The 12,594-nt window shown below is 72.0% G+C and carries 11 protein-coding genes and 1 riboswitch; of the genes, 8 read left to right on the forward strand and 3 right to left on the reverse strand.

What is annotated here, in order from left to right; genetic code table 11:
• Nucleotides 1-10: 10 nt before the first annotated feature.
• A complete protein-coding gene (locus ACFYPH_RS01230) occupies nt 11-2,875 on the forward strand; it encodes an alpha/beta fold hydrolase (RefSeq protein ID WP_387178064.1) in 2,865 nt (954 codons plus the stop codon).
• Complete coding sequence (locus tag ACFYPH_RS01235; protein ID WP_363940881.1) at nt 2,875-3,771, forward strand: ABC transporter permease subunit; 897 nt, start codon at nt 2,875-2,877, stop codon at nt 3,769-3,771. The genes ACFYPH_RS01230 and ACFYPH_RS01235 overlap by 1 nt, the downstream gene beginning before the upstream one ends.
• Here the strand turns inward: ACFYPH_RS01235 and ACFYPH_RS01240 are convergent.
• Nucleotides 3,761-4,372: a DUF4232 domain-containing protein gene (locus ACFYPH_RS01240; RefSeq protein WP_387178067.1), complete on the reverse strand. Its 612-nt coding sequence runs from the start codon at nt 4,370-4,372 to the stop codon at nt 3,761-3,763. The two genes, ACFYPH_RS01235 and ACFYPH_RS01240, sit on opposite strands and share 11 nt — an antisense overlap.
• 506 nt (nt 4,373-4,878) lie before the next feature.
• On the opposite strand from ACFYPH_RS01240, the gene ACFYPH_RS01245 reads away from it, so the two are divergent.
• A complete protein-coding gene (locus ACFYPH_RS01245) occupies nt 4,879-5,328 on the forward strand; it encodes a DoxX family protein (RefSeq protein WP_355064427.1) in 450 nt (149 codons plus the stop codon).
• A gap of 126 nt (nt 5,329-5,454) precedes the next feature.
• On the opposite strand, the gene ACFYPH_RS01250 is transcribed toward ACFYPH_RS01245, so the two are convergent.
• The gene (locus ACFYPH_RS01250) at nt 5,455-5,760 is read right to left on the reverse strand and encodes a metalloregulator ArsR/SmtB family transcription factor (protein ID WP_355135647.1); all 306 of its coding nucleotides are present in this window, start codon (nt 5,758-5,760) and stop codon (nt 5,455-5,457) included.
• A 91-nt stretch (nt 5,761-5,851) separates the two neighbouring features.
• Between ACFYPH_RS01250 and ACFYPH_RS01255 the strand changes: the two genes are divergently transcribed.
• The 4 genes from ACFYPH_RS01255 to paaN all read left to right on the forward strand — a co-directional run bounded on the left by ACFYPH_RS01255 (nt 5,852) and on the right by paaN (nt 11,372).
• A complete protein-coding gene (locus ACFYPH_RS01255) occupies nt 5,852-6,820 on the forward strand; it encodes a DMT family transporter (RefSeq protein WP_387178071.1) in 969 nt (322 codons plus the stop codon).
• Nucleotides 6,821-6,887: 67 nt separating this feature from the next.
• Nucleotides 6,888-7,023: riboswitch (SAM riboswitch) on the forward strand.
• 10 nt (nt 7,024-7,033) lie between these two features.
• Nucleotides 7,034-8,320, forward strand: coding sequence for a threonine synthase (gene thrC / locus ACFYPH_RS01260; RefSeq protein WP_355135643.1), 1,287 nt, complete (start codon nt 7,034-7,036; stop codon nt 8,318-8,320).
• A gap of 257 nt (nt 8,321-8,577) precedes the next feature.
• Nucleotides 8,578-9,597, forward strand: a complete 1,020-nt coding sequence (locus ACFYPH_RS01265) for a GNAT family N-acetyltransferase (RefSeq protein ID WP_387178074.1) — start codon at nt 8,578-8,580, stop codon at nt 9,595-9,597.
• Nucleotides 9,598-9,698: 101 nt separating this feature from the next.
• On the forward strand, nt 9,699-11,372 hold the full coding sequence (gene paaN / locus ACFYPH_RS01270) for a phenylacetic acid degradation protein PaaN (RefSeq protein ID WP_387178077.1): 1,674 nt from the start codon (nt 9,699-9,701) through the stop codon (nt 11,370-11,372).
• 173 nt (nt 11,373-11,545) lie between these two features.
• On the opposite strand, the gene ACFYPH_RS01275 is transcribed toward paaN, so the two are convergent.
• Nucleotides 11,546-12,076 carry a GNAT family N-acetyltransferase gene (locus ACFYPH_RS01275; RefSeq protein ID WP_387178080.1) on the reverse strand — a complete coding sequence of 177 codons (531 nt, stop codon included), beginning with the start codon at nt 12,074-12,076 and terminating at the stop codon, nt 11,546-11,548.
• A 305-nt stretch (nt 12,077-12,381) separates the two neighbouring features.
• On the opposite strand from ACFYPH_RS01275, the gene ACFYPH_RS01280 reads away from it, so the two are divergent.
• Entirely contained in the window at nt 12,382-12,585 is a 204-nt protein-coding gene (locus tag ACFYPH_RS01280) for a cold-shock protein (protein ID WP_088950422.1), read from the forward strand.
• Nucleotides 12,586-12,594 lie beyond the last annotated feature (9 nt).

Here is a 12,594-nt window from a genome sequence, read left to right on the forward strand (position 1 = left end):
CGTGTGCCGCATGAGATCGCCGTCGCCGGCCGCGTGGTTCCGGCGTGCCCTGCCCACCCGCCGCCGCGCGATCGCCGCGGCGGCGGTCGTCGTGCTGCTGGCGGCCGCCGTCGGTTGGGCGGTGTGGCCGCGGAAATCGGGCGTACGCACCCAGAGCGCGATGCTCACCGTCCGCTCCGGACCGTCCGGAGACCAGCCCGTCGACCTGGACACGACCCTCTACCTCCCGACCGGGGCGTCGTCCGGTCGGAAGGTGCCGGCGGTGCTGCTGGCGCACGGGTTCGGCGGGACCAAGGAGTCGGTGCGCTCGGACGCCGAGGAGTTCGCCGGGCGCGGCTACGCGGTGCTCACCTGGACCGCGCGGGGCTTCGGCCGCAGCGGCGGCGAGATCCACCTGGACAACCCGGACTACGAGGTGCGCGACGCCGAGCGGCTGCTGGATTGGCTGGCCGCCCGGCCCGAGGTGCGCACCGACGCCCCCGGCGATCCGAAGGTCGGCGTGGTCGGCGGCTCGTACGGCGGCGGGTTGGCGCTGCTGCTGGCCGCCCAGGACCGTCGGGTGGACGCGATCGTCCCCATGATCACCTGGAATGACCTGTCCCGGGCGTTCCTGCCGGAGAGCACCGGTGCGGCACCGACCGAGGGCGTGTTCAAGAAGGGCTGGGCGGGTCTCTTCTTCGGTGGGGGCGGCAACGTGGGCAGTGGCCCGGCCGGGCTCTCCGGGGCGACCGCAGCCCAGCCCGAGGGGGCGCCGGCATCGGCCGGCCCGCCCAGCCCGGGGCCGGGCGAGGGCCCGGGCACGGCTCCCGGTGGAGCCCCGGCCGGCGCCGCCGACCCGTCCTGCGGGCGATTCGCCGCCGACGTGTGCGCCGCGTACCTGCGGATCGCCACCGCCGGCCGCGCCGACCAGGCCGCCGTGGACCTGCTGCGCCGCTCCAGCCCGGCGGGCGTGCTGGACCGGATCAAGGCCCCCACCCTGCTGGTGCAGGGTGAGGCGGACACCCTCTTTCCGCTCGGTGAGGCGGACGCGAACGCGAAGGGCATCGCCGCCGCCGGCACCCCGGTCCGGGTCGCCTGGTTCACCGGGGGGCACGACGGTGGCAGTGGACCCCGCTCGGACGAAGACCGGGTGAAGTTCCTGACCGTCCAGTGGCTCGACCACTACGTCAAGGGCGAGGGGGACGCGCCCGGCGACGACTTCACCTGGTCGCGGATCGCCGGCTTCGACGCGCTCGACCGGGGCCTGGTCGCCACCGGCTTCCGCCGCGCCGACTATCCGGGCCTCGCCGGCAACGCCCGCCGGGAGGTGACTGTCGCCGGTCCGGCGCAGCCGATCGCGAACCCGCCGAACGGCAACCCGGCCGCCATCTCCTCGATCCCCTTCGCCGGTGGCCTCACCTCGCTGCTGGACGGGGTGGCCGGCGACGTGCCCGGCCAGCACGCGCGCTTCGAGTCGGCGCCGCTGACCGAGGCGGTGGACGTGGCGGGCGCACCCACCGTCACCGTGCGGGCCGCCTCGCCGACCGGGGAGGCGGTGCTCTTCGTCAAGCTCTACGACGTCGACCCCGACGGCGCGGCCACCCTGCCGAACGGGCTGGTCGCCCCGGTCCGGCTCACCGGCCTGCCGCAGCGGGTGCAGGACGCCCGCCCGGTCACCGTGACGCTGCCCGGAATCGTTCGCCGCGTCGAGGCCGGGCACCGGCTGCGACTGGTGGTGGCCAGCTCCGACCAGGCGTACACCACGCCCGCCGAGCCGACCGTCTACACGGTGGCCGCGGACGGCGCGGTCAGCCTGCCCACGGTCAGCGGGGAGCCGATCCCCACCGCGGCGACGCTCTGGCGCTGGGTGCTCGCCGGCCTGCTCGCCGCCATCGTGATCGGGCTCGTCGTGGTCGTGGCCGTGGTCCGCCGCCGGCACCGCCGCCAGGACCGCTCGGTGCATCCGGAGTACGCGGACACCCCGCTGGCCGTGCGCGCGCTGCGCAAGGAGTACGCGGACGGCTTCGTCGCGGTGTCGAACGTGGACTTCGAGGTGCACCCCGGTCAGGTGGTGGGTCTGCTGGGGCCGAACGGCGCCGGCAAGACCACCACCCTGCGGGTGCTGATGGGGCTGACCCAGCCGACCGCTGGGGAGATCTACGTCTTCGGTCGTCGGCTGGTGCCCGGCTCGCCGGTGCTGTCCCGGATCGGCGCGCTGGTGGAGGGGCCCGGCTTCCTGCCGCACCTGTCCGGTCTCGACAACCTGAAGGCGTACTGGAAGGCCACCGGACGGCCGGCCGAGGACGCGCACTTCGACGCGGCCCTGGAGATCGCCGGGCTGGGCGACTCGGTGCACCGGAAGATCAAGAATTACAGCCACGGCATGCGCCAGCGGCTCGCCATCGCCCAAGCCATGCTCGGCCTCCCCGAGCTGCTGGTGCTGGACGAGCCGACCGACGGGCTCGACCCGCCGCAGATCGCCGAGATGCGCCGGGTCCTCCAGCGGTACGCCACCGACGGCCGCGCGGTGCTGGTCTCCAGCCACCTGCTGGCCGAGGTGGAGCAGACCTGCACGCACGCCGTGGTGGTGAACAAGGGCCGGATCGTGGCGTCCGGGCCGGTGCAGGAGATCGTCGGCGAGTCGCCGAGCGTGCTGTTCGACGTGACCGATCCGGTGGCGGCGCGGGCGGTGCTGGACCGGCTGCACGGCGTACGGGTGCTGCCGGAGAGCGACGGCCAACTGGTGGTCGACACCAACGGCACGGCCCGCAGCGAGGTGGTGGCGGAGCTGGTGCGCGCCGGCATCGGGGTGGACCGGGTGGTGCCCCGGCGACGCCTGGAGGACGCGTTCCTCGCCCTGGTGGGCGAGAACTCTCGGGGAAGCGGTGACCGGTGATGGCTGGATCTCCCGTCGAGGCGCCGGTGGGCGTCACCGACCCGGCCGGTGCGGCCCGGGGCTACCGACCCTCGGCCACCATGCCCTTCGTGGCGGAGTTCCGCCGGCAGGCGTCCCGGCGGCGGACCCAGCTGGCGCTCGGGTTCATGGTGCTGCTGCCGCTGATCATCCTGGTCGCCTTCCAGTTCAACTCGGGTGGCGACGACGACAACGGCAACAACGAGTTCGCCAGCCTGGTCGACCTGGCCACCTCCGGCGGGCTCAACTTCACCCTCTTCTCGATCTTCGTGTCGGCGTCGTTCCTGCTGGTCGTGGTCGTCGCGCTGTTCTGCGGCGACACGGTGGCCAGCGAGGCGAGCTGGGGCAGCCTGCGCTACCTGCTCGCGATCCCGGTGCCCCGGGCCCGGCTGCTCACGGTGAAGCTGGTGGTCGCGCTCGCGTACTCGGGGCTGGCCCTGCTGCTGCTGGCCGGCACCGCCCTGCTCGCCGGGACCCTGCGCTACGGCTGGTCGCCACTGCGCAGCACGGTCGCCGCCGAGCTGGAGCCGACCGAGGGGCTGCTCCGACTGCTGGCCGTGCTCGGCTATCTGGCGGTCGTACTCCTGGTGGTGGCCGGCCTGGCGTTCCTGCTGTCGGTGACGACGGACGCCGCGCTCGGCGCGGTCGGCGGAGCGGTCCTGCTCTGGATCCTGTCCAGCATCCTGGACCAGATCACCGCCCTGGGGGGCCTGCGCGACTTCCTGCCCACCCACTTCAGCACCGCCTGGCTGGGGCTGCTCTCCACGCCGGTGCAGACCGACGACGTGGTACGCGGCTGCATCTCCGCGATCAGCTACGCGACGCTGTTCTGGGGGTTGGCGTTCTGGCGGTTCACCCGCAAGGACATCACGTCGTAGCCTTCCGCCAGGCGCTGACGCCGATCCGGCCCGTGTTGCCCACGTCGATCGGGCCGTCCGGGTCGACCTCCTCGGCCGGCTGACCGGCGGCGGGCGCGACCGTCAGGTACGCCCCGGCGGTGGCCACCACGGTCGAATCGGTGACCAGGTTGCGCCAGAGGACTGTGGCGACGGCCCTCTCGCCCTTGCGCAGCGTGACCGGCTGCGGCGGCTGATCGAAGCCCGAGGTGATCTCCTTCGCCCCGTTCACCACCCGCAGGATGATCGGCTTGCGCTGCTCGTTCAGGACCCACACCGCCGGGTACCCGTTGAGCTGGTAGGTGCGGTCACCGCAGTTGACCAGTTCCAGGCCGAGCGCGCGCAGCCCCATCGCCGCGTCCCCACCGGTGGACCGGATCAGAACGCCGGAGGCCGGGCACTCGGCGACCGGCTCGGCGCTCGCCGACGGGGTCGTGCCGGGCGTGGTCGGTGGCCGGCCCGTGGGATCACCACCCTGGCCCCGATGGTCGCCGGGTGTGCAGGCGGCGAGCAGGAGAGCTACCGCGGCCACCGCGACCACCGCGCTGGCCCGTCGCCGTGCTGCCGTGCCGAGGGAGATCATCCGCCGATCCTCGCCCACGCGGGCGTCCCACCGCCGCCCGGCCCCGCAGCTCGCCCGGCGGGCTCTCGTGTCGACCTGCCGGCCTAGCGCTCCACGGCGGCCCGGTGATCCACCCCCACTCCGCCGACGTGGCGGTATCCAGCGACGTGGAAAGCCCCATGTCGGCGATACGGAGTGGATCATCGTTCGTGCGTCAGCCGACGGGGCACTTCGTCTGGGCGTGATGGCGTTGTTCGGCACGCCGGATGACCAGAGCGGCCCGCCGGCATCGCCGCGCTCAGGGCGCGGTGGGCTCTACGCCCCACACGTGGGGCAGCTCGACAGGCGCTGCGGGCAGCTCGACAGGCTGTACGGCCACCTCGGCTGGCGGTACGTTCTGGGCGGGAGCGCTCCCACACGGGCGATATGTTCCGAGCGGGGATCTTCCCACTAGCAAGGAATTTATTAACTTCAATACATTCATGTCCCACCATTGAAGAGATCTGTCCCCTTCGATGGAGGTCTCCATGAACGTCTCTCGGCTCGGCGGGCCGACCCTGTCCCTGTTCCGCATCGTGACCGGCCTGCTGTTCATGCTGCACGGCCTGTCCTCGATCTTCGGGTTGTTCGGCGGCAACCCGATGACCGGCTCGGCGATACCGTTCGGCTCCTGGCCGGGCTGGTGGGCCGCGCTGATCCAACTGATCTGCGGCGCGCTGGTGCTGGCCGGGCTCTTCACCCGGCCCGCCGCGCTTCTCGCCTCCGGCTCGATGGCGTACGCCTATTTCGTGGTCCATCAGCCCGAAGACCTGCTTCCGCTGCGCAACGGCGGTGAGCTGTCGGCGCTTTTCTGCTGGTCGTTCCTTCTGGTCGCGGCGCTCGGCTCGGGCCCCTGGGCGCTCGACGCGCTGTTCGCCCGGCGTCGCGCCGACGCTCCACCGGCCTCGGTGACCGACCCCGCCCCGGTTTCCGCCTGACCGCACCCGTACCGCGCGTCGCCGGAGCCTCGACGAGGCGGCTCCGGCGACGCGCGCCCGTTCGAGGTCGGTCGAGGTCGGTCGAGGGTCGTTCGAGGTCGGTCGGATCGGGCGAAGGCGGCGGCGTCAGGCCGGAGGGCGCGGGGTGAGGACCGCGTCCAGGAGGCCCGGGTACCGCTGGTCCAACTCGTCGCGGCGGAGCCGAACCAGGCGGCTCGTGCCGGCGGCACGGGTCCGGGTCAGGCCGGCCTCGCGCAGCACCTTGAGGTGGTGACTGCGGGTCGCCTTGGAGACGCCGAAGTCGAAGCTGCCGCAGGCGGCCTCGCCACCCTCGGCGAGCGCCCGCACGATCTGTAGCCGCACGTCGTCGGCGAGTGCGGCCAGCACGGCGGTGACCGGTACGGCGGTCAGGTCGGGTTCGTGCGGCTCCATGTGACCAGTGTAACCCTTGTTCGACAACTCTCGAACAACACCCTATGGTCGGTGTCGTTGGTTCGAAAATACTCGAACAAGGGAGCTGCCGATGCGATCCCGCGCCGCCGCCTATCCGCTGCTCGCCGTGCTCGCCTGGGGCGCGATGTTCCCGATCCTGGCCAGCGCGCTGAGCCGGGTCGATCCGCTCAACCTGACCACCGCCCGCTACCTGTTCGCCACAGTCATCCTGGTCGCCATCCTGCTGTTCCGCGAGGGCCCCGCAGCGCTGAGGCTCGGCGGTCGGGGAGTCGAGGTGGTGGTGCTCGGCGTCGTCGGCTTCGCCGGCTTCAACCTGCTCACCAACCTGGCGCTCGAACACGCCGCCCCGCAGCAGATCTCCCTCTTCGTGGCCACCACGCCGGTCATCACCCAGCTGGTCCGGTGGGCCCGGGACGGCGTACGACCGAAGCCGCTCCTGCTGGCACTCTCCCTGGTGGCGCTCCTCGGAGTCGGCCTGGTGATCACCCGCGGGAGCCTTGTCGGGTTCGGCCAGTTCGGTCTCGGCGGGCTCATGATGATCGGCGCGGTGCTCGGCTGGGGCATCTACACCCACGGCGCCAGCCGGTTCGGCGCCTGGTCGCCGCTGCGCTTCACCACGCTGACCGCGCTCGCCGGCACGGCCGCCATGCTGGCCGCGAGCATCGGCGCCGACGCCGTCGGGTGGCAGCACGCGCCGGCCGCCGCCGACCTCGTGGCGGTCACCCCACAGTTGGCGTACGCCGTGATCGTCGCCGCCGTCGTCGCGGTGCTGGCGTGGAACACCGGCGTGCAGCGGCTGGGCGCCGCCAACGCCGCCCTGTTCATGAACCTGGTCCCGGTGACCACCTTCGTCGTGCAGATCGTCCGCGGCTACCGGCCGGAGGCGATCGAGCTGGTCGGCGCCGCGATCACCATCGCCGCCCTGGTCGCCGCGAACCTCGCCACCAGGGCACGGACCCGGTCGTCGTCCCTGCCGCGACCCACCGCGGTCACCGACCCGGCCGCGGTGGTCGACCCGGTGGCGGTGGCCGCTCGCTGACCCACTCCCTGGGATACCCGGTGGAGGCGACAGGCAACGTTGCCTAGACTCGACGGCACAACTGCATACCTCATCCAGAGGGGCTGAGGGATACGGCCCGACGACGCCCCGGCAACCACCCCGCGCGCTCACCGCTGAGCGACCCGCGGGGCAGGTGCCAATTCCGTCCCCGCCGCACCGTGCGATGCGGGGAAAGATGAGAGGACTCTCGACATGACGTCGACGCTCGCCGCCTCCGGCATCGACACCTCCGCCAGCCCCGCCCGCGCCCTGGTCTGTCGCGCCTGTTCGGCCCGCTACCCGCTCGCCGCCCAGCACGCCTGCTACGAGTGTTTCGGCCCCCTGGAAGTGGACTACGACCTCGCGGCCCTGGCCACGGTCACCCGGGAGCAGATCGAGGCGGGCCCGAAGAACATCTGGCGGTACGCCGCGCTGCTGCCCGCCGGCCAGGACCCGGCCACCCGGGTCACCCTCGACCCGGGGCTGACCCCGCTGGTGGCGGCCCCGCACCTTGCCGCCGAGCTGGGCATCACCGCACCGCTGTGGGTCAAGGACGACAGCGCCAACCCGACCCACTCGTTCAAGGACCGGGTCGTCTCGGTGGCGCTGACCGCCGCGAAGGCACTCGGCTTCACCCGGTTCGCCTGCGCGTCGACCGGCAACCTGGCCAACTCGGTCGCCGCGCACGCCGCCCGCGCCGGTGTGCCCTCGGTGGTCTTCATCCCCAGCGACCTGGAGCAGGGCAAGGTCATCACCACCGCCGTGTACGGCGGCGAACTGGTCGCCATCGACGGCTCGTACGACGACGTCAACCGGCTCTGCGGTGAGCTTGTGGAGACCGACGAATTCGAGGACACGGCGTTCGTCAACGTGAACGTCCGGCCGTACTACGCGGAGGGCTCCAAGACCCTCGGCTACGAGGTGGCCGAGCAGCTCGGCTGGCGTATCCCGGCCCAGGTGGTCATCCCGATGGCCAGCGGTGAGCTGCTCACCAAGATTGACAAGGCGTTCTCCGAGCTGGTCGAGATCGGCCTGGTCGAGGCGCCGGCCGGCGGCTGGAAGGTCTTCGGGGCCCAGTCGGCCGGCTGCAACCCGATCGCCGCCGCGCTGCACGCCGACACGGACACGATCACCCCGGTCAAGCCCACCGGCATCGCCAAGTCGCTCAACATCGGCGACCCGGCCGCCGGCCTCTACGCCTTGGAGGCGGTCCGCCGCACCGGCGGTTGGATGGAGTACGCCGACGACGACGAGATCCGCGCCGGCATCCGCCAGCTCGCACGCACCACAGGCGTCTTCGCCGAGACGGCGGGCGGGGTGACCGCCGCGGTGCTGCGCAAGCTGGTCGAGTCCGGGCGGCTCGACCCGACGGCCGAGACGGTCGTGTTCAACACCGGCGAGGGCCTGAAGACCATCGACGCGGTGGCCAGTCAGGTCGGCCCGACCCACCACATCAAGCCCAGCCTTCGCGCCGCCCGCGACGCCGGCCTCCTCGGCTGACTCTGGGGCCGCGCCGGGCCCACCGGCCAGTAACTGGGTTTTAGCTGTGAGTATGGAAAACCCGCCGGTCTGGACTTGACGGCAGGAACCGGACGGCGCAAGATGCTCCGTGCGGGAGGGCATTTCGCCGGAGACTTTTGAAGTTCTTGCGACCCAACGCCGGAGGCGTTGTGCGAGTGTCCCTCCCGACCACGTCCGATGGGGCCAGCGAATAATTCGCTGGCCCCATCGCTTTTCCGCCTGTCAGGCTCCCCGGCATGAGCATCACCATCACGTCGTTCGACGGCGCCGACCGGGCCGCGGTCGACGAGGCGTACCGGGTCGGGATGGCGGCCAACGAGGTCGACCTTCCGGACTTCCCGCCCTTCTGCCGGCGTCGCTTCGACGCGCTGTTCCACACGCCGGCACCCGGCACCCGATCGCTCTGGGCACTGGCCCGGCTGGACGGTGTGCCGGCCGGGTACCTCCAGCTCGACCTGCCGCAGCTCGACAACACCGACAACGCCACCGCCGAGCTGACGGTGCATCCCGAGCTGCGGCGGCGCGGCGTCGGCCGGGCACTGCACGAGTACGGGGTGCGTCTGCTGCGCCAGCACGGCCGCAAGCGGGTGGTCGCGATGACCGTCCGCGCGCTGCCCGGCGGTGCGGCCCGTTCCGGGGCGGGCGACGCGTTCGCCGCCTCGACCGGCGCGCAGTCCGCCCTGGCCGAGGTGCGACGCCGGCTGGAGATCGCCGACATCGACCGGGTCGCCCTGCGGGCGGCGCTCGCCGAGGCCAAGCCGCGGGCGGAGGGCTACCGGTCGGTCTGCTGGCAGGGCACCACGCCGCAGGAGTACGTGGCGGACATCGCCTACCTGGACAGCCGGCTGTTGATGGACGCGCCGATGGGTGACGTGCAGTGGGAACCGGAGCAGGTGGACGCCGAGCGCATCCGGGGCAACGAGCGCGCGTTGGACGCCCGGGGCCGGCGGCGCTACCACCTCGGGATGCGGCACGAAGCGTCCGGTCGGTTGGTCGCCTGGACCCTGCTCGACGTGGGCGCCTCCGCCGACTGGCACGCCTTCCAGCAGATCACCATCGTCGACCCGGCCCACCGTGGGCACCGCCTGGGCCTGATCGCCAAGGCGGAGAACCTGCACCACCTGCTCACCCACGAGCCGGCGGTACGCGTCATCGACACCTGGAACGCGGCCAGCAACAGCTACATGGTGGCCATCAACGAGCAGCTCGGCTTCCGCCCGGTGGACGCCTGGAACAACTGGCAGCTCACCCTCTGACGGGTATCGGCGCTACTGCTCGCGGACCTGGCTCAGGCATGAACCTCTGTCTGGCATCCGCCCCTACTGCTCGCGGACCTGGCTGTTGCATGATGGCTGGCATGACGGAGACCCCGCATCCCCTGTACGACAGGCACGCCGACACCCTCAACCGAGCGCTGACCGCGATCACGGAGCGGGGCTACTGGTCCGCCTATCCCGAGTCCCCCAGCCCCCGCGTGTACGGCGAAACCGCCGCCGCCGACGGCAAGGCCGCCTTCGAGGCGTACCTCGGCGGCGATTTTCCGCTCGACCAGCCGGGCGCCGGCGAGCGGATCGCCACCGAGACGAGCCCGTTCGGGGTCGAGCTGGCGGTGCGTTACCCGCACGCCGGCACCGACGAGCTGATCGCCGCCGCCTCCGCTGCGCTCCCGGCCTGGCGCGACGCCGGCCCGCAGGCCCGCGTGGGCGTCTGCCTGGAGATCCTGGACCGGCTGCACAAGCACATCTTCGAGCTGGCCAACGCGGTGCAGTTCACCAGCGGGCAGGCGTTCGTGATGGCCTTCCAGGCCGGCGGCGCGCACGCGCTGGACCGGGCGCTGGAGGCGCTGGCGTACGCGTACGCCGAGATGACCCGTCACCCCGGCACGGCCGGCTGGGAGAAGGCCGCCGGCAAGGGCGACCCGCTGCGGATGACCAAGACGTTCCACGTGGTGCCGCGTGGGGTGGCGCTGGTGATCGGCTGCAACACCTTCCCGACCTGGAACTCGTACCCCGGGCTGTTCGCCTCGCTGGTCACCGGCAACCCGGTGATCGTGAAGCCGCACCCGCGCGCGGTGCTGCCGCTGGCCGTCACGGTGAAGTACGCCCGGGAGGTGCTCGCCGAGGCCGGCTTCGACCCGAACCTGATCATGCTGGCGGCCGAGGCGCCCGGTGAGAAGCTCGCCAGCGACCTGGCCCTGCACCGGTCCGTCAAGATCGTCGACTTCACCGGCTCCACCGAGTACGGCGACTGGCTGGAGACGCACGCCCGGCAGGCGTCGGTCTACACCGAGAAGGCCGGCCTGAACACGGTGGTCATCGACTCCACCGACGACTTCGCCGGCATGTGCCGCAACCTCGGCTTCACGCTGACCCTCTACAGCGGGCAGATGTGCACCACCTCGCAGAACATCCTCATCCCCGCCGGTGGCATCGAGACCGACCAGGGCCACAAGAGCTTCGACGAGGTGGCCGGCGGGATCGCCGCGGCGGTCGGCAAGCTGACCGCCGACCCGGCCCGGGGCGTCGAGCTGACCGGCGCCATCGTCAACGACGGGGTGCTGGACCGGCTGGCCGAGGTCACCAAGGTGGGTGAGCCGGTCCTGGAGTCACGGGCCGTGGCCCACCCGGCGTACGCCAACGCGGTGGTGCGTACCCCGACCATCGTGAAGCTGGGCGCGGACGACGCCGAGACGTACGGCCGGGAGTGGTTCGGGCCGATCTCGTTCGCCATCGCCACCGACTCCACAGCCCACAGCCTGGAACTGCTGCGCCGGACGGTCGGGGAGAAGGGCGCGCTCACGGCGGCGGTCTACTCCACCGACGAGGCGGTGCTGGACGCCACCGAGGCGGTGGCGGTCGAGGTCGGGGTGCACCTGTCCTGCAACCTCACCGGCGGGGTCTTCGTCAACCAGTCGGCGGCGTTCTCCGACTTCCACGGCAGTGGGGCGAACGCGGCGGCCAACTCGGCGCTGACGGACGGGGCGTACGTGGCCAACCGGTTCCGGATCGTGCAGTCTCGGCGTCACGTTTGATCTTTGGTTGCGGTTGGGGGTTTCCGGGGCAGCCCGCCCCGCTCCGGGCGGTCAGGCTTGATCCCTGCGCAGGGCGGGCTGCCCCGGAAACCCTGACGTGGACGCGGTTGTCGCTGACGCGTCCGGCTTTTAGACATCACCGGGGTTCTGCCTTGGGATGGGTTCTCTTGTTTCTAGGCTGTTCGGCGCATCTGTAGTTCGTTCAGGGCGGGGATCGTGGGGTGGGGGACTCGCACGCCGGTGTCGATGAAGCCCAGCCGCTGGTAGGCCCGGTAGGCGCGGTCGTTGCCGACCACCACCTCCAGCAGCAGCTCCGGTCGGCCGCAGGCCCGCGACCAGGCGGCCACCCCGTCGATCAGCTCGCCGAGCAGCCCGCTGCCCCGCCAGGCCGGCGTGACGTACACGGCGTAGATGACGGTCAGCCCCGGCTCGTTCGGCGCGACCGTGCCGCCGGCGTGCCCGACGAGACGGCCGCCCGGGTCCGCGACGAACTGCGCGTTGTGGGGGCCGGACGACGTGTACGCCACCCGCGCGGCGAACTCGCGGTGCGGTCGGGCCGCCGCGTCCGCCAGGGTCTCCAGGAAGGCCAAGGGCGCGTCGGCGAGCATCTCCAGGCGCAGTGCCCGCATCCGGGCGGCGTCCTCCGGCTGGACCCGGTGGATCTCGGCCTGCCGAACGGCGGCTGAGCCGATATCGGTGGTCATGTCTGCATGCCTACCACAGGGGCGGGAGCTGCCTCGGGGCGTGCCCCGCCCCGCTGCCGGGCCGCCGGGCGGTGAGCCGGGACCGGTCGTCCGTGGCCCGTTCCGGTTCGGCCCCCGGACCCGGTCGGGTCGCCCGGGAATACGCCCGATTTGGGGTCGTGCGCGGCCGTCACTCCTCGTGTAGCGTGCGATTTCGGTCACCCTTTCAGCGGCCGTCGTCGATCGCTGAGGCGGTGGTCCGAGGGCGTCCGGCCGTGCCGCGCGCCCGGGCAGGCAACGCTGCGCAAGAGTGAGGGAAGTGCACCGTGGCACAGGGTTCCGTGAAGTGGTTCAACGCCGAAAAGGGCTACGGCTTCATCGCCGTCGACGGCGGTCAGGACGTGTTCGTCCACTTCTCCGCGATCGAGATGGACGGCTACAAGGCGCTCGACGACGGCCAGCGGGTGGAGTTCGAGATCGCCCAGGGCCAGAAGGGCCCGCAGGCGGAACACGTACGCGTCATCGCCTGAGCGAATTCC

The sequence above is a fragment of the Micromonospora sp. NPDC005252 genome (assembly GCF_042872475.1).
Lineage (GTDB): Bacteria > Actinomycetota > Actinomycetes > Mycobacteriales > Micromonosporaceae > Micromonospora.